The sequence below is a fragment of the Methylobacillus arboreus genome, from assembly GCF_020532725.1.
Lineage (GTDB): Bacteria > Pseudomonadota > Gammaproteobacteria > Burkholderiales > Methylophilaceae > Methylobacillus > Methylobacillus arboreus.
In genome coordinates this window covers 345488-368374 of the sequence record NZ_JAJAVC010000011.1, presented here as the reverse complement: position 1 = coordinate 368374, position 22887 = coordinate 345488, and the positions used below count along the sequence as shown (strand labels likewise).

Genomic DNA, 22887 nt, shown 5'->3' with positions numbered 1-22887 from the left:
CCGGGACCTCGTTAGATATACTGCACATTGAGCACTTCATAGGAACGCAAGCCGCCGGGGGCTACTACTTCTGCAATATCCCCTTCGACCTTGCCGATCAATGCACGGGCAATCGGCGAACCGATTGAAATCTTGCCGCCTTTGATATCGGCCTCATCATCCCCCACAATCTGGTAAGTGGCAATATCGCCGCTATCCAGATCCTCAACCTCAACCGTGGCACCGAATACACAACGGCCATCCGCATTAAGGGTCTTCGGGTCGATCACCATGGCATTGGAAAGCTTGGCCTCGACTTCGGCAATCCGGCCCTCGATAAAGCTCTGGCGCTCCTTGGCGGCATCATATTCCGCATTTTCAGAAAGATCACCCTGCGCGCGCGCTTCCGCAATCGCCTGGATCACTGCTGGCCGGTCTACGCTACGCAGGCGTTGCAGTTCGGCTTTGAGGAGTTCGGCGCCTTTGACTGTAATTGGAATTTGATTCATTTGCTATTCCCTGGAATTCCACAACTTGCTAATTTAAAGATGCACCATCACCGGGCCCCTAGCCACGGACATGCATGCCATGAATAAAAATAAAAACCACACCTGTAACACAGGCGTGGTCTGGTTAACGACTATATTATTACTTAGGAAGCTGCTTGTGCAAGCTTTGCAGGGACTGTACTTCCAGCTCCTGCATATGCGCCATGCCAATACAGGCCGCCTTGGCCCCAGCCAGCGTCGTGTAGTACGTCACCTTCTGCTGCAGGGCGCTGCGCCGGATTTCATAGGAGTCCGCCACGGCGCGCTTGTCTTCCGTGACATTGACAATAAAACTGATCTCGCCGTTCTTGATCATGTCCACAATATGCGGACGCCCTTCGGCAACCTTATTGACAGGGGTAACGCTCAGGCCAGCCTCAGTCAGAGCGCCGGCAGTACCCCGGGTAGCAACAAGCTGGAAGCCAAGATCAGCCAGTGCCTGGGCAATTTCCACCACCCGCTCGCGATCCTCGCGCCGCACGCTGATGAATGCCCTGCCGCTCTTGGGCAGCTTGGTGCCGGAACCCAGCTGTGACTTCACAAAGGCTTCGGCAAACGTCTTGCCTACCCCCATGACCTCGCCCGTGGATTTCATTTCCGGGCCAAGAATGGTGTCGACACCCGGGAACTTGATAAAGGGGAACACCGCCTCCTTCACCGAGTAGTAAGGCGGCACGATTTCATGCGTGACACCCTGCTCCTTGAGTGTGCGGCCCGTCATGCAGCGTGCAGCAATCTTGGCAAGCTGCAAGCCACAGGCCTTGGAAACGAATGGCACAGTGCGCGAGGCACGAGGGTTCACTTCCAGCACGTAAACAGTATTCCCCTGAATGGCGAACTGCACATTCATGAGCCCGACCACGCCCAGCGCCTTGGCCATCTTCACGGTCTGCTCGCGCAATTCATCCTGCATCGCGGCAGTCAGGCTGTAAGGCGGCAAGGAACAGGCAGAGTCTCCAGAGTGTACGCCGGCCTGCTCCACGTGCTCCATGATGCCGCCAATGATGACATCCTCGCCATCAGAAAGTGCATCAACATCCACCTCGAGCGCATCATTGAGGAAGCGGTCCAGCAACACGGGAGACTCGTTCGACACCTTGACTGCCTCGCGCATGTAGCGCTCAAGCTGAGCCTGTTCATGCACGATTTCCATCGCACGACCGCCCAGCACATAGGATGGACGCACGACCAGCGGATAACCAATTTCCTGCGCCAGGCGAATCGCTTCTTCAGGTGTACGTGCGGTGCGGTTTGGCGGCTGCTTCAGCTCCAGTTCCTGCAACATCTTCTGGAAGCGTTCTCGGTCTTCCGCACGGTCAATCGCATCCGGGCTGGTGCCAATGATAGGCACGCCGGCCTTTTCCAGATCGCGTGCCAGCTTGAGTGGCGTCTGCCCGCCATACTGCACGATCACGCCTTCCGGCTTTTCCAACGCGACGATTTCGAGCACATCTTCGAGTGTCAGCGGCTCGAAGTAGAGGCGGTCGGAAGTATCGTAATCCGTAGAAACGGTTTCCGGGTTACAGTTGACCATGATGGTCTCGTAACCATCTTCGCGCATGGCAAATGCCGCGTGCACGCAGCAATAGTCAAACTCGATGCCCTGGCCAATACGGTTGGGGCCGCCGCCGAGCACCATGATCTTTTTCCTGTTGGTGGGCTGCGCCTCGCACTCTTCCTCATAGGTGGAGTACATATAGGCAGTGTCGGTAGAAAACTCGGCAGCACAGGTATCGACACGCTTGTAAACCGGACGTACATTCAATGCCTGACGATAGGCGCGCACGGCATGCTGGTCGGTACCCAGCAGCTTGGCCAATCGCTTGTCGGAGAAACCACGGCGCTTGAGCTGGAACAGGGCGTCGCGGTCAAGATCGGCGAGATGGCGGCCCTTGAGTGCCTGCTCGCGCTTGATAATGTCCTCGATCTGCACCAGGAACCAGCGGTCGATCTTGGAAAAATCAAACACCTGGTCGACACTAAGACCAGCGCGGAAAGCATCGCCAACGTACCAAATACGTTCAGGGCCGGGCTCACCCAACTCCTTTTGAATTTCATCGATGTCAGTGGTTTTCTCGTCCAGACCGTCAACACCGACTTCCAGGCCGCGCAGGGCTTTCTGGAAAGATTCTTGGAAGGTGCGGCCAATCGCCATCACCTCGCCCACCGATTTCATTTGCGTCGTCAGGCGTGAATCGGCCTGCGGGAATTTCTCGAACGCAAAGCGTGGAATCTTGGTAACGACATAGTCAATCGTAGGCTCGAAGGACGCAGGCGTTGCGCCGCCAGTAATCTCATTACGCAGTTCATCCAGGGTAAAGCCCACTGCCAACTTGGCTGCCACCTTGGCAATCGGGAAACCAGTCGCCTTGGAAGCCAGCGCTGAGGAACGCGACACGCGCGGATTCATCTCGATCACGATCATGCGGCCGTCATCCGGGTTGATCGCAAACTGCACATTGGAACCGCCAGTATCGACGCCAATCTCGCGCAGTACCGCGAGAGAGGCATTGCGCATGATCTGGTATTCCTTGTCCGTTAGGGTCTGCGCTGGTGCCACGGTGATGGAGTCGCCAGTATGCACCCCCATTGGGTCAAGATTCTCGATCGAGCAGATGATGATGCAGTTGTCCTTGCTGTCGCGGACAACTTCCATCTCGTATTCTTTCCAGCCGAGCAGGGACTCTTCAATCAGCAGTTCGCTGGTAGGCGAAGCCTCCAGGCCGCGCTCGCAGATGGTGATGAATTCCTCGCGGTTGTAGGCGATACCGCCACCACTGCCGCCCATGGTGAATGATGGGCGGATAATTGCGGGATAGCCTATGGAAGCTTGTACCTGCAAGGCTTCTTCCATGCTGTGGGCAACTGCTGAGCGCGCAGAGCCAAGGCCAATCTTGGTCATGGCAGTCTTGAACTTCTCGCGGTCCTCGGCCTTGTCGATTGCTTCCTTGGAAGCACCGATCAGCTCGACATTGTATTTTTCCAGCACGCCATGCTTGGCGAGATCCAGCGCACAGTTAAGCGCAGTCTGGCCACCCATGGTCGGCAATAAGGCGTCCGGACGTTCGATGTCGATGATCTTCTCGACGATCTGCCAGGTCACAGGTTCGATGTAGGTAGCATCTGCCATATCCGGATCGGTCATGATAGTCGCCGGATTGGAGTTGACCAGAATGACGCGGTAACCTTCCTCGCGTAGCGCCTTACAGGCCTGGGCGCCAGAATAGTCGAACTCACAGGCCTGGCCGATCACGATCGGGCCCGCGCCTATGATGAGAATGGATTTGATATCGGTACGTTTTGCCATGGTAATTATTGCTTTTGCTGTTCCATCAGGTTGATGAAGCGGTCAAACAGATAGCTCATCTCGTTCGGGCCAGGGCTGGCTTCCGGGTGACCCTGGAAGCTGAATGCAGGCTTGTCGGTGCGGGCAATGCCTTGCAGGCTGCCATCAAACAGTGAAACATGGGTAGATTTGACATTGGCCGGCAGGCTGTCAGGATCAACCGCAAACCCATGGTTCTGGCTGGTAATGAAAACGCGCTTGTCGTCCAGGTCCTGCACCGGATGATTGGCACCGTGATGGCCGAACTTCATTTTGACCGTTTTGGCACCGCTGGCAAGGGCCAACAATTGATGGCCGAGGCAAATCCCAAATACAGGAATGCCAGTATCCACAAGGGTGCTGATTGCATTGGTCGCATAATCACATGGCTCCGGGTCACCAGGGCCATTGGACAGGAAGATACCGTCAGGATTCAGCGCCAGCGCATCCTCAGCGGTTGCCTGCGCCGGCAGGATCGTCACCTGGCAGCCGCGTTCCACCAGCATACGCAGAATGTTGTTTTTGACACCGTAGTCGAATGCCACCACATTGAACCTGGCATGATCCGGCGCGGCATAACCTTCACCTAGCTTCCACTCTCCCAGGTCGAAGGTACCAACCTCTTTGCGGCTCACCACCTTGGCGAGGTCCATGCCAGCAAGGCCCGGGAAGCCGCGCGCCAATTCCAGCGCACTTTCTTCATCCACCTCGCCGGCGATGATACAGCCGGCCTGCGCGCCTTTTTCACGCAGGATACGGGTCAGCTTGCGAGTATCGATATCGGCAATCGCAACCACGTTATTTTCGGCAAGGTAATCGGAGAGGGATTTTTCACTACGCCAGTTGCTGCTGAGCAGCGGCAAATCACGAATCACGAGGCCGCTTGCATAGACACGCTCAGACTCGACATCCTCGACATTCACGCCGACATTGCCGATGTGCGGATATGTCAGCGTGACGATTTGCTTGGTATAGGATGGATCGGTAAGAATTTCCTGGTAACCGGTAATCGAGGTGTTGAACACCACCTCGCCCACAGTCTGACCCAAGGCACCGATTGAAATGCCCCTGAACACTGTCCCGTCTGCGAGTACAAGTACGGCTGGGCTTTGCGGCAATTCTAACTCCTTGTAACTGTTTGATATTCCGCCCCCTGGCAGGCACGGAAAGCGGATGTGCAAAGCGGGACGAGCTTCCGCTCATCCCGCTTGAAATTTTGTGGAATTATAGCCTAAAGCGGTATCGCCTTCAACGCGCGCTTTAAACAATTTTCGCATCACGGTCATTCTGCATGACCGTACTGCCACCAGCCAACTATTTTTTCAGGCCAAGCACATCCTGCATATCATACAAGCCACGCTGGTGCGCCGCGAGGAACTTGGCTGCCCGCAACGCTCCCAGTGCGAAAGTGGCACGGCTTGATGCCTTGTGTGTCAACTCCACACGCTCGCCCGTACCGGCAAACAACACAGTATGGTCACCCACCACATCGCCTCCACGTACGGTGGCAAAGCCGATAGTATTGGCATCACGCTCTCCTGTCACACCCTCACGACCGTATACCGCGCATTCTTCAAGATTGCGCCCCAACGCTTCCGCGGCGGCCTCACCCAGGCGCAATGCGGTGCCGGATGGCGCATCCACCTTGAAACGGTGATGCGCCTCAATGATTTCCACATCGTAGCCCTGGTCAAGCACCTTGGCTGCAGCCTGTACCAGATTGATCAGCAAGGTCACGCCCACACTCATATTAGGTGCAAACACAATTGCGACATCCTGTGCCGCACGTTCTATCTGCTGCTTCTGTTCAGCACTGAAACCCGTCGTGCCGATCACCAGCTTCACGCCCGCCTGGCGGCAAGCTTCCAGGTATTCCAGGCTTGGCTCAGGGCGCGTAAAGTCCACCAGCACATCTGCGCCGCTAATGGCGGCGGCCACATCCGCGGTTATCTTGACACCGGTCTCGCGGCCAAACTGCTCACCGGCATCGCGGCCTATCTGCGGACTGCCTTCGCGATCCAACGCACCATGCAATACCAGTTCAGCGTCTGCAAACACACCCTCAAGCAGGGTATGGCCCATACGGCCGGAGCAACCGGCAATCACAATTTTTTGCATCTTCAAACCATATTCATCAATTGATTAAACCAGCAGCACATGCTTTAGAAGCCGATTTTTTCCAGCATGCGCTCGAAATAGCCGGGTTCGTCTTCTGGCGGCAAGTCATCATCTTCATCCTCGTCCGCATCTGGTGCCGACTGGCTGGCAGCAGCGCCCAACCCTTCCTGTGCCGCTGGCCTGGCTTGCGCAGGCTGACTGGATTGAGGTGTGGTTGGCTGGGACTGGGCAGGAACTGCCGCTGGCGCAGCAGGCGACACCAACTCAGGCACCACCTTGCTTGGCGCCTTGGGATCATCCTTAGCCAATGGCACGACGGGCTTGGTATCATAATATTCGGCACCCGTAGCAGGCTGGTCTTTATCGCTCTTCCAGAATTTCAGACGGTCAAGCACACCCTTCTTTTCCGGCGCCTTGGGTTCCACCACGATAGGCGCGGCAGGAGGAGCCTCGATTGCTGTATCGCCTGGCGCCGCAGGAATGACATCGCCACGCACACGCTTCAAGGCGTCATTTTCAAATTCCATGATCACGCGGCGCTGCTCTAATATCTTGCCATCCTTGCGCATCTGGTAGAAATAATCCCAGCGATCGCGATGGAAACTATCTTGGATCAAGGGCGTACCCATGATGAAGCGCACCTGGGACTTGGTCATGCCTGGCCGCAATTGCAACATCATCTTGGATGTCACGACATTGCCTTGCTGGATGTCCATCTTGTAAGGCTTGAAGGAAGGCAGCGCAGAACTGCAGGCCACGCACAGCAACGCAGCTAAAAGGATTATATGACGCATCACACCACGACTTTGGCAGGAAATTGCGTAATATACCACGACATTAAAGTCGCCTTTCACGCATATTCACGCTGTCCCCGATTTTAATGCGCAAAACGACAAGAGTTGGTTGCAATGCAAGCTCAAGCACTTGCGGCCAGCATCTCACTGGCATGCTGCAACGTAGTGTCGGTGATCTCAACCCCGCCCAACATGCGGGCCACCTCGTCCACCCGCTGTTCGTGGCTCAAGGCATCAATCCGGCTCAATGTCTGCCCATCCTGCAAGTGCTTGCTGACACGCAAGTGCTGGCGGCCTTGCGCCGCCACTTGCGGCAGATGGGTGATGACCAGCACCTGGCGCTGATGCCCCAGGGTCTTGAGCAATTGCCCCACCACCTCGGCCACGCCGCCGCCAATCCCGACATCGACCTCGTCGAAAATCATGGTTGGCACATCGCCCTGCTGGGCAGTGACGACACGAATCGCCAGGCTGATACGCGACAACTCGCCGCCCGAAGCCACCTTGGACAAAGGCCGCGGCGCCACGCCCGCATGGCCTGCCACCAGGAATTCCACCTGCTCATTGCCACTCGCAGCAGGCTCCTGCGCATTGAGCGCAACAGCAAATCGTCCGCCGCTCAATGACAAGCGCTGCATCTCGGTACTGATTTTCTCACTCAGGCTTTCTGCCGCCTGCTCGCGTCCCGCACTTAGGCGCTGCGCCAACGCATCATATTCTGCACGCGCTTGCGCCTCGTCCTGCTGCAACTGTCCGTTATCGTGGGCAGACTCAAGCTCTTGCATGCGCAACTGCCAGGATCCAAGCAATACAGCAAGCTCCTCAGGTCGCGCCCTGTATTTGCGTGCAGTTGCATGCAAGGCATGAATACGGGCTTCTACCTCTTGCAGGCGCTCAGGATCAAGGTCGGCACGCTGCAAATACCGGTTGAGAAAACGATCGGTTTCCTCCAGCTGGATCACGGCGCTATCCAGCGTGTCCAATGCCTCCTGCAAACCACTGTCATACACTGCAAGCTCCTGCAATTTATGCTGAACCCGGCTCAATTGCCGGACAGCCGCCAGCTCGCCTTCGCTCAACAGTTCACGGCACTCTTCGCCACCGGCAAGAATGCTGGCGCCATGCGAAAGGCGCACGTGCTCCTGCTGCAAGGGCTCCCACTCATCGCTGCTTGGTGCAAGTGCTGCGAGTTCACGCACCTGGTCCCGCAGTTCGGCAAGCTCCACAGCATAGGCTTCCGCATTCCGTTCGGCATCCACACGCTTGCGGTACAGCAATTGCCAGGCCTGGTAGGCATTGGCAACCTCTTCCGCAAGGCCCTGCAAACCGGCATATGCATCCAGCACCTGCCGCTGGGATGCCGCTTTCAGCAAAGAGTGATGGGCATGCTGGCTGTAGATATCGACGAGAAATTCACCGATTTCACGCAACTGCTGGATGGTGGCAGGCGAACCATTGATAAAGGCACGCGAGCGGCCATCGGCATAAATCACGCGGCGTAACAGCAGCTGTGATTCATCCAGGTCAATCTCGTTTTCCCTCAGCCATACCTGTAAGCCGGATAATGCCGCAATATCGAATACGGCATTGATCTCCGCCTTCTCGCAACCAACACGCGTAATGCCGCCTTCGCCGCGCGCGCCCAGCACCAGGGACAACGCATCGATCAGGATGGACTTGCCTGCGCCCGTCTCTCCGGTCAATACGGTAAAGCCGGACTCAAAATCGAGCTCTAACTTATCGACGATGACAAAATCACGGATGGAAAGTGTTTGCAGCATGTTAGGGTCTGTTCATAGTAAATTCACGCCCTAGCCCCAGTGCAGCTTTTCGCGCAGGACGTCATAATGATTATGTCCGGACGGATGTAACAGTGTGATGGTGTTTTTTGCACGCCTGACTTGCACGCGATCACCTGGCTGCAATGCCATTTTCATTTGTCCATCCAGATGCACGCTGGCATCCTCGGCATGCACGATCTGGATCAGCACCTCGCTTGCGCTATTGATGGCAATCGGACGGTTGCTCAAGGTGTGTGGGCAAATGGGCACCAGCGCTATCGCATCCAATGTGGGATGCAGAATAGGGCCGCCGGCAGACAATGAATATGCGGTAGTGCCAGTAGGCGTCGCCACGATCAGGCCGTCCGAGCGCTGCCTCTGCACAAATTGTCCATCAATGTGAATTTCAAGCTCGATCAGGCGCGCCAAGCCATTCTTGTTCACCACCACGTCATTCAGCGCATAGCCCTGCCCAACCGTCTTGCCATCGCGCACAATGCATGCCTCGAGCAGGATGCGCTGTTCGGTGTCGTATTTACCGTCAAGAATGCCCGCAACCCCTTCCAGCATATGGTCAGAATTGATATCAGTGAGAAACCCGAAACGGCCACGATTGACGCCGACAAGCGGAATCTTGTAATCCACCAGGGCGCGCGCCACTGTCAACATGGTGCCGTCGCCGCCAAGCACGATCGCCAGATCGGCATAAGCACCGATGGCATTCATCTGCAGCGTGGTATAACGCTTGATATTGGAGTGCTGGGCAGTTTTCTCTTCAATAAACACGCCTACCTGGCGCTCGGCAAGAAAACGCGCCAAGGCAAGTATCTGCTCCCGGGTTTCCGGGTTCATATACTTGCCGATCAATGCCACTGTCTGAAATGCGCTTTGCATGGCAGGCATTAAATCATAGAAGATTGAGGTATAAAACCCTTGCCGTGTGTCAAATCAATTATCGAGATCAATAATAGATTGCGCGAGATTGGCCGGTATCGGATAATTTTTTCATCCAGGATCAGAGTCATCAAGCATATATTGAATTAGAAATGCCATATCCCCACCTATAAGACTATGCTAGATAAACGCGCCCAGATATTGCTCAAGACCCTGATTGAACATTACATCAGCGACGGCCAGCCTGTAGGCTCGCGCACGCTTTCTGTGGCTTCGGGGCTCGACCTCAGCCCCGCATCGATCCGCAATATCATGTCAGAACTCGAGGAGCATGGCTTCATCGCCAGCCCCCATACCTCGGCCGGACGCGTCCCCACGCAGCGCGGCTACCGCCTGTTCGTAGACAGCTTGCTCACGGTACAACCACTGCAAAGCCAGGAAATCCGCCAGCTTAAAAACGAGCTTTCTTCGCCAGACCCTCAGGAACTGATCAACTCCACTGCGGAACTGCTATCCAACCTCACCCATTTTGCTGGCCTGGTCATGATCCCCAAGCGCCAGAGTATCGCATTCCGCCACCTGGAATTCCTGCCCCTGTCGGAAAAGCGCATACTGGTGATTATCGTCAGTACAGACGGTAATGTGCAGAACCGTATCATCCTGGCAGACAAGCCCTATAACGCATCTGAACTCACCCAGGCCAGCAACTTCTTCAACCAGCACTATGCCGGCAATACCTTCGATGAGGTCAAGCAGAAACTGCATGAGGAATTGAAGCAAATGCAGTCGGATATGACGCGTCTGATGGCCGCTGCACTGGAAGCCAGCAGCAAGACGGCGGAAAACAGCAAGGATGGCGTGGTGATCGCCGGGGAACGCAATCTGCTCAATGTGCAGGATCTTTCCTCGAATGTGAGCTCCCTGCGCAAGCTGTTCGAGATGTTCGAGCGCCGCACTTCGCTTATGCAATTGCTGGATAACAGCCAGCGCGCCGCTGGCGTACAGATTTTCATCGGCGGTGAGTCCGGCTACCTGCCACTTGATGAATGCAGCATGGTCACAGCCCCTTACGAAGCAAATGGTCAGACACTGGGCACATTGGGCGTGATTGGCCCAACCCGTATGGCCTATGAACGGGTAATCCCGATTGTGGACATCACCGCCAGACTGCTGTCCAATGCCCTATCCAACAATTAACCACAACCCGGCATACATAAGAGCAGCTAACAAAACTCAGCAAAGCAATCCTGGCTAGGCGCTTTGCCGCAGGCAGTACAAGTAGTTTGACAAGGCAAAGCAACAGCGCCGGGAGAGTTTTGTTAGCCGCTCTAAACGCCACTTGAGGAGAATGAATGTCTTTTTACCTGAAAGAACCCAGCATTCCCGAACAGGAAGCGGAACATACCGGTATTCTGGTCATGAACCTGGGCACGCCGACTGCGCCGACTGCCAAGGCGCTACGCCCCTACCTGCGCCAATTCCTCAGTGACCGTCGCGTGATCGAGATTCCGCGCACCATCTGGTGGTTCATTCTCAACCTTTTCATTCTCCCGTTGCGTCCGCGGCAGTCTGCCCACAAATATGCCCAGATATGGCAACCTGAAGGGTCGCCACTGATGGTGAATAGCCAAAAACAGGCCAAATTGCTGGCAGGCTACCTGCATGAGCGCATTGCCTCACCTTATGCCGTTGAGCTTGGCATGCGCTACGGCCAACCCTCGATTGGTTCGGCCATTGCAAAACTCAAGGCAAGGAACTGTAACCGCATCCTTCTATTCCCGCTTTACCCGCAATATGCTGCCAGCAGCAGCGCCTCGGCCATTGACGATGCCATGCGTACCCTGCTGCGCACGCGCAACATGCCTGAAATACGCACCATACGCGACTATCACGCCCACCCGGCTTATATCTCCGCAGTAGCAGAAAGCATCCGGCTCTATTGGCAGGAGCACGGCAAACCGGAAAAACTGGTGCTGAGCTTTCACGGCGTGCCACGACGCACACGCGACCTGGGCGATCCCTACCATGGGCAGTGCCTGGTAAGCGGCAGATTGATTGCAGAAGCGCTGGGCTTAAGCACAGACCAATATTTGATCGCGTTCCAGTCCCGCTTTGGCGCAGCCGAATGGTTGCAGCCTTATTTCGCGCCCAGCATTGAAGAGCTAGGACGACAGAAATTGCGCCGGGTCGATGTGGTTTGCCCCGGCTTTTCCAGCGACTGCCTGGAAACCCTGGAAGAAATCGCCATGGAGGGCAAAAGCCTGTTCCTGGAGGCAGGCGGCGGTGAGTACCACTACATTCCCGCCCTCAATGACCGTGATACCTGGATCAAGGCCATGTGCGAGATCGCAATCGACAATCTGCAAGGCTGGGTTACACCTCGCTAAACAGCGTAAAGCCCACGCCCAAGCGGTGGGCATTTGATATAATCCCGAATTAGCTATAAACGGACTCAAGCAATGATAGTCATCACCGGCGGCGCAGGCATGATAGGCAGCATGATGGCCTGGCATCTCAATACCGTGCATCAACGCGACGATATTGTGATCGTGGACAGCCTCTCACATCCTGACCAGTGGCAGAACCTGTGCCACAGGCGTTATGCCAATTACTTGGATAAGGACGAGCTCCTAGGCTGGCTGCCCAAGATAGGCAAAATAGACGCCATCATCCACATGGGCGCCATCAGTGCGACCACCGAACGAGACTTCAACAAACTGGTTCAGGACAACATTCGCTACAGCCAATTGCTGTGGGGCTGGTGTGCCGAGAACGAGGTGCCTTTTCTCTATGCCAGTTCGGCAGCCACTTACGGCGGCGGAGAATTTGGCTATGACGACGAAGAATCCGCCATCGACCAGTTGCGCCCCCTCAACGGCTACGGCTATTCCAAGCAGTTCTTCGACCAATGGGCGCTGCGGCAGTGCTCTGAAGGATTGGCCACGCCGCCGCAATGGTGCGGCTTCAAGTTCTTCAACGTCTACGGCCCCAACGAATACCACAAGGAGCGTATGGCCAGTGTCGCCTTCCATACCTTCAACCAGGTCCGCGACCAAGGACATGTCAAGCTGTTCAAGAGCCACAAACCCGGCTTTGAGGATGGCATGCAGTTGCGCGACTTTGTTTACGTCAAGGATGCGGTTGCCGTGATGGCACATTTCCTTGAGCAACCGCAACATTCCGGCCTGTTCAATATCGGTACGGGCGAGGCGCGAGCTTTCAAGGACCTGGCCACTGCGGTGATGACCAGCATGGGCCGTGAGCCCGCCATCGAATACATCAACATGCCGCAAGACCTCATGGGCAAGTATCAATACTTCACCGAGGCCAATATCAGCAAGCTAAGACATACTGGCTATAACACACCGTTCCATACCCTGGAACAAGGCGTGCAGGATTATGTCCAGCAATACCTTCTGCAAGCAGACCCTTATTGCTGAGCCTATCCAGGAGAACATCATGAGCGCTGTTGACACACTGAAACAAGCCATTAGCGAACACCAGGCCGTGATTGCGGCGCTGGAACCGCTGCTGCCCGAAATTGCCGCCGTGGCCGAGGCCATGCGCGCCTGCCTGGCGCGCGGCGGCAAAATCCTGCTGTTCGGCAACGGCGGCAGCGCGGCAGACAGCCAGCATATCGCCGCCGAGATCGTAGGCCGCTACAAAAAGGAGCGCCGTGGCCTGCCAGCCATTGCACTGACCACCGACACATCCATCCTCACTTCGGTAGGCAATGACTATGGCTTCGATTTCATTTTCTCGCGCCAGGTCGAGGCGCTCTGTACGCCGCATGACCTCGTCATTGGTTTTTCCACTTCTGGCAACAGCAAGAACGTGGTGGCAGGCATTGAAAAAGCCCGTGAAATCGGTGCAGTGACTATAGGCATGACAGGCGGCACCGGCGGCAAGCTAGCCGGCCTGTGCGACCAGGTATTGATCATGCCGACCAGTGACACGCCCCGCATCCAGGAAGCGCACATCCTGATCGGGCACAGCCTGTGTGACCTGGTTGAAGCTGACTAAAATATTTTGACATGACGACACTCAATACACGCGAGTCTTTCCTCAATACTATTCAACATCATTTTGGTCACGATCCCGTGTGGGTCCTGGTCGTTGGCGACCTTATGCTGGATCGCTACCTGTTCGGCGATGTACAACGTATCTCGCCTGAAGCGCCTGTTCCGGTTGTGCTCCTCACGTCGCAGGACGAACGGGCTGGCGGCGCTGCCAATGTAGCGGCAAACCTGGTCGGCCTGGGCATCAAGACTAAAATTGCGGGGGTGATAGGTGAAGACAATGAGGCCGCAACCCTGCTCAGCCTGATGAAGCACATTGACGTGGATACGCAATATATCCATCACAGCCGGCAAAGACCGACCATCACCAAGACGCGCATTCTGGGTGGACACCAGCAAATGATGCGCCTAGATCAAGAAGATGCTTCGGCACTCACGGCAGAAGAGCATTCTGCCCTACAAGCGACCATTGCCACTGCGCTTGCAGAGCGCCCGGCAGCCATTATCCTATCCGACTATGCCAAAGGCGTCCTCAGTGAAACGCTGAGCCAGTTTGTGATTCATCAGGCGCGTGAAGCCGGCATTCCCGTCCTGGTTGACCCGAAAGGGCGCGATTACAGCAAATATCGAGGCGCAACTGGCCTCACTCCCAATAAACGTGAAACCACTGAAGCCTGCAATCTGTCGATCACTGACAACGCCACCCTGCTCGCTTCGGCAGAGCAGTTACGTAAGACGCTCAACCTCGAATTCCTGGCCGTCACACGCGGTGAGGAAGGGATCAGCGTGCTGGATAACCACGGCAGCGCCCATCTGGCAGCCACGGCTCGCCAGGTATACGACGTTTCTGGCGCTGGCGATACCGTGATCGCCACCCTGACCGCAGGCTTGGCCCATGGCCTCCCATTGCATGACGCCATTGAACTCGCTAATATCGCTGCCGGCATCGTGGTGGGCAAGGTCGGCACCGTGCCCATCAGCAAGGCCGAACTTGAAAGCGAGCTGCATTCGCAGCAGTCCGCAGCCCAGGCAGACAAAGTCTGCCCCACGCTGGAAACCCTGCTCGCCCGAGTGAAAACCTGGCGTCAGCAGGGTGAACGCATCGTCTTCACCAATGGTTGTTTCGACCTTCTGCACGCAGGCCACGTCACCTACCTGGAAGCCGCACACAAAACCGGTGACCGCTTGGTGCTGGGCCTCAATACCGACCGCTCAGTCGGCGCGCTCAAGGGACCAAGCCGTCCCGTCATCCACGAATCCGACCGCGCACGGGTGCTGGCCGCGCTGGAGTCCGTGGATGCAGTCATCCTGTTTGATGAAGACACACCGATGGAGCTGATCAAGGCCGTGCGTCCGGATGTTATCGTCAAGGGCAGCGACTATACCGAAGATCAGGTAGTGGGCGGCGCAGAAGTCAAGTCATGGGGCGGCAAGGTCGCCCTGATCGATGTCGTACCCGGCCGCAGCACCAGCAACATCATCCAGAAACTCGCATCCTGATGGCAGAGGCCCATAAAGATAAAATTCTGGTCATGGGCCCTTCCTGGGTAGGCGATATGGTGCTTGCGCAAAGCCTGTTCAAAACCCTGAAACAGCAAAACCCCGATTGCGAGATTGAGGTTGCCGCTCCGGCCTGGACGCTACCGCTGCTGGACCGCATGCCTGAGGTTAGTGCAGGCATCGCCCTGCCCTTCAAGCATGGTGAGCTTGCACTGAAGGAGCGCATCCGCTTTGGGCGCAGCCTGAAAGAGCGCCACTACACCCAATCCATCATGCTTACCAACTCCTTGAAATCCGCGATACTGCCTGCCGCAACCGGTATCAAGCAGCGCACGGGTTTCCTGGGTGAAATGCGTTATGGCCTGCTCAATGACATTCGTCCCCTGGATAAAACTAAGCTGCCCCGCACTGTAGACCGCTTCGTTGCACTGGGAATGACGAAACATACCGCATCTACCAGTCCGATCCCGAACCCAAGTTTGGTTGCCAACCGTGACAATGCCGTTGCTTGCTTGCAAAAACTAGGCATATCCCAACCGCAAACGCCGATCCTCGGGCTTTGCCCAGGGGCAGAATATGGCGAGGCCAAACGCTGGCCAATCGAATATTATGCCGAGGTTGCAAGGGCTGCGCATGCCAGGGGCTGGGCAGTCTGGCTGTTTGGTTCTGAGAAGGATGTCCCTTTCACCGCCCAAATCAATCGTCTGAGCAATATGATTTGCCTGGACTTGGGTGGAAGAACCAAGCTCGGAGATGCCATCGACCTGATGTCGCTCTGCGATGCCGTGGTCAGCAATGACTCCGGCCTAATGCATGTCGCAGCCGCATTGGATAAAAAATTAGTGGCCATTTACGGCTCCTCAGACCCGCACCACACACCGCCAATGACCAGCAAGGCTGTGATCGAATATCTCGGGTTGGAATGCAGCCCATGCTTTCAGCGCAAATGTCCGTTGGGGCATTTGAATTGCTTAAAACAAATTCTGCCTCAAGTAGTTATTTCAGAACTGCTATCTTCAACACCTTCCGGCCAATGAAACAACGAATAAAAGTTTTACAGCTTCATCCAGATTACAACGTCAAAACAAACGATGTTTCCGACCTTGGGGAGCAAATTGTCAAAAGCCTGCCAACAGACCAATTTGAGGTCACTTGTGCTTATCTCTCGGGGAAACCTACAGGGAGCCAACCACACAGTATTGCCGAGCATGAGCACTATTTTGAACTTCCCGACACAAAGATGCACGGGCTCAGGCTCAGCGCTCTTTGGCAACTCTACAAGTTCTGCAAGGCAAACCAATTTGATGTCGTCATCTGCAACCGTTTCAAAGTGGTTAGCATGGTGCTGCAACTTAATAAAATACTGCATATCCCATTGTGCGTTGGGGTCTCACATGTTCTGAATGAGTATCACCGTCCCTACCGCAGGTTCCAAGTCAGACTGCTGACTGACAAACACTGGCATTTTGTCGGTGTATCCGATGCTGTAAAGAATTGCTTGATAGCGTATAAAAGCGGATTCAATGAACATAATACGCATGCAATCCCCAATGCGATCGACATCACCAAAGCTGAAGCATCCCAATTGGACAAACAAGGTGCACGGCAAGCACTCAACCTTCCTCAAGACAAACTCATTGTTGGTGCTATTGGGCAGCTTTTTGCACGGAAGGGTCATCGTTTCCTGATTGCGGCATTAGCAAACATTCAGCACCAATTTCCTGATCTGCACATTGGCATCATCGGCAAAGGCCCGGAAGAGCAAAACCTAAGAAATCAGATCGCATCTCTGGGACTAAATGACAAAGTCCACTTGCTTGGATTTCGAGAAAATGCCTTGCAATACGTTAGAGCCTTCGATATTTGGGCAATGCCATCATTAAAAGAAGGGCTGCCACTCGCGCTGATGGAAGGCATCAGTGGCCACCTGCCGGTTATCGCTTCAGACATTCCTGAAATGCACGATGTGATCGTTGGCGCTGGAGGAATAACGGTAGCGCCTGAGGATATTGATGCGTTAACACAAGCACTCACAGAATATGCGACGCTTGATGCATCCGAGTTAGAGAACAAGGGACAACAAGCATTTCGGTTCCTTTCAAATCATCACAGTATTGACACTTACCGCTTCAACTACCGTACATTGATTGAAAGCCACTTAAAGAAAAATATGAGCTAATGAAATTTATTGAATTTTTACGCAGCCCTACTTTTGCCTTATACGCAGTAGGTGTCTGGATGATCAGCTTTTTAGTGGTCTCAGGCTCCCAAGCGCACAACAATGTAAGTTACCTGATTTTATTCCTTCCCGCCTTGATCTCATTGCGCTTCAGCGACATCAAGAGGCTATTCAGCAATCGACTGGCGCAAGGTTTACTGTTCGTCATCCTGAGCTTGGTACTGGCTGCATTCCTAGGTAGCGGTGATCCGCTCCGGCAAGCCAAATTCAGCCTGATTGTCCTGCTGTTCTTCATTGCCGTCGCAAGGTTGCCAGAAATCAATGACCGCACTGCTTACATCGCCTCCTGGGGATATTTGGGCCTGATCATTGCATATGTAATTTTCAATATGCTTTGGCAATACCATCAAGGAAGATGGATCCCGGGAGATCGCCTGGGAGACCTTAGTTCAAAACTGGAAAATGTCATCTATGCCACCAATGCCATGGGAGGCATGCTCGCAATCATTACACTACTGGGTATGCAAGCAAAAAAATATCGCAGCGTATTGCTTGCTCATATATTGGTATTAGGCGTTAGCCTCACCCTCCTGCAAACTCGCAGCATCCTGGTCATCTGGGCTGTCATCAGCCTAATAACCTATATCAGCCTTTATCGGCATCACCTCAATTCCCGCCAGACCCAGCTTGCTATTGCAGGGACCAGTTTGGCTGCACTGCTCGCCGTTGTGTGCTTATTTGCATTTACTTCTATCGGCGACAGCCTGCTATCCCGGAATGTCTATCGTCCAGAGATTTGGACAGGATATATTACAGAAACCTTGCGCTGCGGCCTCTTGCTGGGATGCGGGCCTGATCACGCATTCCAGTACATTTCGCATGATGGTTTCACAATGGTGCACCCGCACAGTGTATTTGTGACCCAGTTTTATAAGGCAGGCCTTATTGGCCTCATTCCTTTAGTCATGCTTACCTTCTGGGCTGCCATCAAGGGCTATCAAACCCAGTCATGGGCTGCTTGGTATTTTATTGCGGGTGTGGCAGGACTCTGTTTTGACGGCAGCAGCCTGGTTCACAGCCCTAACCAGCGCTGGCTGGTATTCCACCTGCCACTGGCATTACTGATTTCACAGCAATTACACCAAGCAGCCAGGGCAAAGTTAACGCAACCTTAAAGGTTCATACACATCAAGACTGCATGGTTTCCAGCATCGCTCGCGCCCGATGCTCCCAGGAAAAATGCTTGAGAAATGCTTCATGACCATGCTTGGCAATTTGCATTCTTTGCTCGGGGTGGTCCAGATAAAAACGCACTTTTTCCTGCAATTCCACTGGCCCATTAAAGGTTTCGATTTCTTCGCCCGGTTTGAATAACCCAGCGATCTCATCGCAATAATCGGTCATGAGAAAACAACCTGCGGCCAAAGCCTCAAAGATTCGTAAATTAATCCCTGTCCCTGCCGCATAATAAGGACCGCGAGTAATATTCAGCACAATCTTGGCACTGGTCAACAATTTATACAGCTCATCCCCCCATACAGGACGGTCATCCACTCGCTCAATCAGCACCTTGGACATTAACGGGAAATTGCGTTTCCACCGATTCCCAAAAATCGACACATGCTCACGAATGCTCTCCAGCACCAGGATTCTACGCAAATCACCACTTCCAACGAACACAACATCTTGGGCCTTGTTATCATCTGATGTTGTTGGAGATGCAATAAAATTCGAGCCAAATGGGGCAAAACTTGCATCCAGTTTCCTGGTTTTCTTGAAAAAATCAGCGGTCACTTTCGAACATGAGAATATCTTTTTATACACCGGCAGTTCACGCTCGAGGAAGAAAACAAACTCTCGACGCTTGGTGTACAAATTACAACTATCGGTATCATACAAATACAAATCTGCGTGATGCTGGTCTGCCAATGAGCGTAGTACTGCTGGATCAATGAATTTGTATAGAAAACCAACTACCAGAATTACATCGGGCCTGCTTTCCTGTATCAGTCGCTCAATCGTTTTCTGATCCCCTTTGGGCAGATAGAAAAACGTATCCCCGCTTTTATCCTGCATTCTGTTCGCCAATTTAGCGAGTCCGGATTTAACGCCATAAAGCGCAATCCGCGGTATTTTTGCCAAATCATAATATTCAGCATTGATGCCTATATTTAGAAAAGCACGTTTCAAATCCCCGCCCAAGGGTACCCCTGAGATACCATCAAGAATCAATAGTTTTTTCATGGCTAGACCTTTACTTTGGTGAGCATCTATTTTTTCTGGATCAACTCTTGTAAAGCACGCAATACATCAACAGGACGAATGAAAGGACGCCAAATATCTTCTCCTAACCATGGCAATACAAACCGCGGGGTTACAACGATCCCTTTACCCCAACTTGGACGCCATAAAAACTCACGGTTACGCTTGCGATAAACGGTCACTACCGGAACACGCAGGATTGAAGCAAGATGCCCGCTGCCCGAGTCATTGCAAATGAGAGCCCCTGATTCATAAATAAACGAAGCAAGCTCATTAATATTGCTGAACTTTGCATGCATGAATTCGCCCTGAAGAATTTCGTCCCAACGCTGATGATTGAGCGGCGCGACAGTGAATACTGGTTGATACCCATGTGCCTGCAATAATCTTGCAGTTTTCACGAAAGACGATGGCATCCAGTCTTTTTTTTCCGGCCAGGCAGAATCCGGACTAATGACCACGCGCTGAGGATGGCGCCTATATATCAGGTGTTCCGGCGCATGCAAGCTGACATCTCTCGTTGCATGCTGCAACCCCAGCCTCTCTCGCATAAAGGCTACACAGACATCAACTAGAGAGCTGCCTCGGGGAAATTTCCTGAAGCGAATCGACGACCCGCAAGCCAGCATTGGCTCAAGCTGGGAAAACACGCTTGCGGGAAGTTTTTGCTTGAGGTCTTGGATTAAATGATCATAGCACCATGCCTGCGGCGCTTTCTGGCATAGCAAAAGCCATTTTCTCTTGGCCTGTTCCAGATACTCCCCAGATAAAACTCTACGAAGCGAATTGGGCGGGCTCATGATGACATGATGATATTGGCTCATGGCAACATCAAACTTACCATCAACCGGGTATGGCCTGACTTTTAAGTGAGGCATCCAATCGCGTAACTGGTAGGCAATGTCTCCATACAAAGTAATGTCATATCCATGTTGCCGTAGATTCTCTGCCAGCATGTAATAGACCAACCCATCACCTAAGGAACTGAATGATACCAGCGCAATACGGGCAGTTATCGTTTTTTGTCGATCATCCATGATGTATTGATTAACTGAAAGAATCTAACTCTTGCCGCATCGTCCGAAAACTTACTCGACAATATCTCAGATGACGTCTTTAGCGGATACTCGTCAATGGCTGTCACAACCTCCACCATTGCTTTGGACAGCGATTCCTCATTGCCCAATGTAAAAAATTTGGCAAAATCCCTAACTACCTCGGCCCCTCCTCCGCTATCGCTACAGATGATAGGCAATTCAGCCGCCATGGCCTCAAGCAAGACCATGCCGAAGGGCTCGTGATCCGAGGCCAATACAAACAAGTCGAATGCCTTGAAATAACGTCTGGCATCCGGCACCTGTCCTGCGAACCTGACCTTTTCAGCAATCTCCAGTGTCTTGGCTAGTGCCTTAAGCTCCTGCTCAAGCGGCCCTTTACCCAAAATGAGGAGCAATGCATTTGCAGGCAAACTAGGCAATGCCTGCGAAAATCCGCGCAGCAAGGTGGCTTGATCCTTGTCCCGATGCAAGCGCCCGACATTGGCAATGACATAGGCATCATCATCCAACTCAAGAACCTGACGCGCCTGCCCTCTTGGCAACAAGGACTGCTTTACCGCATCAAGGTCGATACGGTTATACAACGTCTGGATTTGCTCGGCAGGCCAATGCCTGAGATGTCGGCGCATTTCATCACGGACAGAGTTTGATACACAGAGCATCAATAAGCGTTTCCGGCAAAGATTGACCAACAGGCGACGCGAAACACGTCCGAAGTCATTGTAGTTGTGGTGTACGCTCACCACTGGCAAATTGGTCGCCAGCAAAGCCACATAGGTTGGTTTGGCGCGGTGGGCAATACAAAATGCAAAGTTCCGACTTTTTACCAGCTTACGGATACGCGCAATCGCCCCCAGTTTGAGTCCTCTCACTTGCTTGCTGCTATATCCGAGGAAAATCACTTCATCAGAGGCACTACCCCGCTCGACTTCGGGATCAGGCCTGCCGGTAAGATAGACGGTTACAACCTTGTAAGGGCTATCTTTGAACAAGGCAGCATATTGACGGGCGCAATCAAGAAAAGGCGGGTAATAGCTGTGACAGATGTGCAGAACGTACATATCAACCGCCGGACAAGAATTGAAATTCGGCCTGAGGATGGATTCCATCTTGGCCGGTAATTGACTGGTTGAGAAATAGCTGTCTGCAAACGCTTTCCGGCTAGCAATCGGCAATACCATCCAGTCGTCGCGATAGCGCTGCAAATGGCGGAAGTTACGGGCGCGCTGCGATTCAGTTAGGCTATACCGATACGCATTGAGGTCAGCGATATCAATCAGGCCAAACTCCCCTTGTGGGGTTCTCACCACATTGCCGAAATGCAGGGAACGGAAATATATGCCATCTTGATGCAAGCGCGCGACAAAGCGGCCAAAATCCTGCATCAATTCCAGACTCAACAAGCTAGACATACTGAGTTGACGCAAGGTATGTCCAGGCAAAGGCTTGTAGAGTACGGCGGTATCACTGGTTTCCTCGAAATGGAACAGCTGCATGACTTCAACAGTAGGTATTGCCAGCGTCTTGAGCCGATCCGCATTGTGACAGAACTGGCGCGCATAGGAATATACCCGGGCAAGGCTAAAGATATGGCGCACACGAAATACCTTGAAGATATGCCCGTTCTCCAGTTGCAGTACCTTGATACCGCGCTCATCCTGCTCTAGTACCTCGGCATTCATGCACAATTGTGCAAAGTTCTCCCGAGACAGGATCTGGCTACTGCGGATATTCCAACCGGGTATCAATTGCATGCTTGTGTTAGCAAGGTGTTGATATCGGGGAGCACTTTGATGTCATGGCTGGAGCAATACGCCTGCCAATCAGGGAAATCTGTCCAGGCATACAGGAAGACAAAATCAAGCCCGGCACGGCTTGAGGATTCATGATCATAGCGGCTATCCCCGATAAACATTGCACGCTGACGGATATTATCATGTCCGATCTCGCGTGCCATGATCTGGTCCTTGTTATCTGGACTGCCGAAAATGCCACCATCAAAAAGTGACATTAGATTACGTTCGGCAAAAATCGCCCGTAACTCCTCCTGGTCACCACCGGAAATCACCAGCCAATTGCTTGCAGCCGTCTTTTCACGCAATTGCTCAAGCCCCGGTGCAATCTCACAAGTAGCCAGGCGCTTGCGCACTTCACGGCCAAAATCCTCCAGCAAAAAATCCACATCCGCCTGCGTTGATGGTTTTTTCAGGATTTCATTGAGGAAATACTCGAATTTGACGAAGCGGGAAATACCGCCCAGCTTGATATGGTAGTCAACCAGCGCCTGGGCCGCCTGATCACTCGCGCCAAAGTTCTTGGCGGTGGCAAAGTAGGCCTCAATTTTCAGATGATTGGAATTGAGGATGACGCCATCACAATCAAACACCAAGGTACGATATTGGTCGAGATTCAGCATATAACTACCTGAGG

At 53.6% G+C, this 22887-nt stretch carries 19 protein-coding genes; 8 read left to right on the top strand and 11 right to left on the bottom strand.

The genetic code is table 11. The annotated features are described in order from the left end of the window. Positions 1 to 11: 11 nt before the first annotated feature. The 7 genes from greA to LG198_RS12700 all read right to left on the bottom strand — a co-directional run bounded on the left by greA (position 12) and on the right by LG198_RS12700 (position 9439). Entirely contained in the window at positions 12 to 488 is a 477-nt protein-coding gene (gene greA, locus LG198_RS12730; RefSeq protein ID WP_230343557.1) for a transcription elongation factor GreA, read from the bottom strand. Positions 489 to 627: 139 nt separating this feature from the next. After that, positions 628 to 3834, bottom strand: coding sequence for a carbamoyl-phosphate synthase large subunit (gene carB, locus LG198_RS12725; protein ID WP_230343556.1), 3207 nt, complete (start codon positions 3832 to 3834; stop codon positions 628 to 630). Between the two features lie 5 nt (positions 3835 to 3839). Next, positions 3840 to 4970, bottom strand: a complete 1131-nt coding sequence (gene carA, locus LG198_RS12720) for a glutamine-hydrolyzing carbamoyl-phosphate synthase small subunit (RefSeq protein ID WP_230343555.1) — start codon at positions 4968 to 4970, stop codon at positions 3840 to 3842. A 196-nt stretch (positions 4971 to 5166) separates the two neighbouring features. After that, positions 5167 to 5970, bottom strand: coding sequence for a 4-hydroxy-tetrahydrodipicolinate reductase (dapB, locus tag LG198_RS12715; RefSeq protein WP_230343554.1), 804 nt, complete (start codon positions 5968 to 5970; stop codon positions 5167 to 5169). A 44-nt stretch (positions 5971 to 6014) separates the two neighbouring features. Beyond that, positions 6015 to 6764 (bottom strand): outer membrane protein assembly factor BamE, encoded by a 750-nt coding sequence (locus LG198_RS12710; protein WP_230343553.1) that lies wholly within the window; start codon positions 6762 to 6764, stop codon positions 6015 to 6017. Between the two features lie 122 nt (positions 6765 to 6886). Next, positions 6887 to 8545 carry a DNA repair protein RecN gene (gene recN / locus LG198_RS12705; RefSeq protein WP_230343552.1) on the bottom strand — a complete coding sequence of 553 codons (1659 nt, stop codon included), beginning with the start codon at positions 8543 to 8545 and terminating at the stop codon, positions 6887 to 6889. 30 nt (positions 8546 to 8575) lie between these two features. Continuing rightward, entirely contained in the window at positions 8576 to 9439 is an 864-nt protein-coding gene (locus tag LG198_RS12700; protein WP_230343551.1) for an NAD kinase, read from the bottom strand. 177 nt (positions 9440 to 9616) lie between these two features. On the opposite strand from LG198_RS12700, the gene hrcA reads away from it, so the two are divergent. The 8 genes from hrcA to LG198_RS12660 all read left to right on the top strand — a co-directional run bounded on the left by hrcA (position 9617) and on the right by LG198_RS12660 (position 18312). Next, on the top strand, positions 9617 to 10636 hold the full coding sequence (gene hrcA, locus LG198_RS12695; protein WP_230343550.1) for a heat-inducible transcriptional repressor HrcA: 1020 nt from the start codon (positions 9617 to 9619) through the stop codon (positions 10634 to 10636). Positions 10637 to 10791: 155 nt separating this feature from the next. Continuing rightward, positions 10792 to 11826: a ferrochelatase gene (hemH, locus tag LG198_RS12690; protein WP_230343549.1), complete on the top strand. Its 1035-nt coding sequence runs from the start codon at positions 10792 to 10794 to the stop codon at positions 11824 to 11826. Positions 11827 to 11898: 72 nt separating this feature from the next. After that, positions 11899 to 12879 (top strand): ADP-glyceromanno-heptose 6-epimerase, encoded by a 981-nt coding sequence (gene rfaD / locus LG198_RS12685; protein WP_230343548.1) that lies wholly within the window; start codon positions 11899 to 11901, stop codon positions 12877 to 12879. Positions 12880 to 12898: 19 nt separating this feature from the next. Then, positions 12899 to 13462 carry a D-sedoheptulose 7-phosphate isomerase gene (locus LG198_RS12680; RefSeq protein ID WP_230343547.1) on the top strand — a complete coding sequence of 188 codons (564 nt, stop codon included), beginning with the start codon at positions 12899 to 12901 and terminating at the stop codon, positions 13460 to 13462. Between the two features lie 11 nt (positions 13463 to 13473). Continuing rightward, on the top strand, positions 13474 to 14958 hold the full coding sequence (hldE, locus tag LG198_RS12675; protein WP_230343546.1) for a bifunctional D-glycero-beta-D-manno-heptose-7-phosphate kinase/D-glycero-beta-D-manno-heptose 1-phosphate adenylyltransferase HldE: 1485 nt from the start codon (positions 13474 to 13476) through the stop codon (positions 14956 to 14958). Then, positions 14958 to 15995: a lipopolysaccharide heptosyltransferase II gene (waaF, locus tag LG198_RS12670; protein ID WP_230343545.1), complete on the top strand. Its 1038-nt coding sequence runs from the start codon at positions 14958 to 14960 to the stop codon at positions 15993 to 15995. The genes hldE and waaF overlap by 1 nt, the downstream gene beginning before the upstream one ends. Then, positions 15890 to 17137 (top strand): glycosyltransferase family 4 protein, encoded by a 1248-nt coding sequence (locus tag LG198_RS12665; protein ID WP_230343544.1) that lies wholly within the window; start codon positions 15890 to 15892, stop codon positions 17135 to 17137. Before waaF ends, LG198_RS12665 begins: the two co-directional genes overlap by 106 nt. A gap of 59 nt (positions 17138 to 17196) precedes the next feature. Beyond that, positions 17197 to 18312, top strand: coding sequence for a hypothetical protein (locus LG198_RS12660; protein WP_230343543.1), 1116 nt, complete (start codon positions 17197 to 17199; stop codon positions 18310 to 18312). 13 nt (positions 18313 to 18325) lie between these two features. Here LG198_RS12660 and LG198_RS12655 read toward each other — a convergent pair whose 3' ends face one another. From LG198_RS12655 to LG198_RS12640, 4 genes are read right to left on the bottom strand one after another with little or no spacing between them, the layout of a single operon-like run. Further along, positions 18326 to 19381 (bottom strand): CgeB family protein, encoded by a 1056-nt coding sequence (locus tag LG198_RS12655; protein ID WP_230343542.1) that lies wholly within the window; start codon positions 19379 to 19381, stop codon positions 18326 to 18328. Between the two features lie 26 nt (positions 19382 to 19407). Continuing rightward, positions 19408 to 20436, bottom strand: a complete 1029-nt coding sequence (locus LG198_RS12650; protein ID WP_230343541.1) for a glycosyltransferase family 9 protein — start codon at positions 20434 to 20436, stop codon at positions 19408 to 19410. Continuing rightward, on the bottom strand, positions 20412 to 22211 hold the full coding sequence (locus LG198_RS12645; protein WP_230343540.1) for a glycosyltransferase: 1800 nt from the start codon (positions 22209 to 22211) through the stop codon (positions 20412 to 20414). Before LG198_RS12645 ends, LG198_RS12650 begins: the two co-directional genes overlap by 25 nt. Continuing rightward, positions 22202 to 22873 (bottom strand): HAD family hydrolase, encoded by a 672-nt coding sequence (locus LG198_RS12640; protein WP_230343539.1) that lies wholly within the window; start codon positions 22871 to 22873, stop codon positions 22202 to 22204. Before LG198_RS12640 ends, LG198_RS12645 begins: the two co-directional genes overlap by 10 nt. Positions 22874 to 22887: the final 14 nt, after the last annotated feature.